The 214-nt window shown below is 57.5% G+C and carries 1 protein-coding gene; it reads left to right on the top strand.

What is annotated here, in order from left to right; all coding sequences use genetic code 11:
• Window positions 1-214 (top strand): Ig-like domain-containing protein (locus tag Q0852_RS23885; RefSeq protein WP_299022946.1); only part of this gene is annotated, 214 nt, incomplete at both ends.

The following is a 214-nucleotide window of genomic DNA, read 5'->3' as shown; positions in this document are numbered from 1 at the left end:
CGGCGACTATTGATGTTGCAGGAGGCGTGTTCACCGACAGTGCCGGTAACACCAACACCGCGGCGACCCAGCTCAGTATCAGCCTGGATACTGTACTGCCGGGGATCAGCATCGGCAGCGACACGCCGAGCCTCAAAGCCGGTGAAACCGCGGCGCTGACCTTTACCTTAAGTGAAGCCAGTTCAGACTTTGCGGAAAGTGATATTACCGTGGT

This window comes from uncultured Photobacterium sp. (assembly GCF_947502415.1).
In the GTDB taxonomy this organism is placed as follows: Bacteria; Pseudomonadota; Gammaproteobacteria; order Enterobacterales; family Vibrionaceae; genus Photobacterium.
Note: the sequence above shows the minus strand (reverse complement) of the source record. Positions and strands in the feature narration are given on the sequence as shown.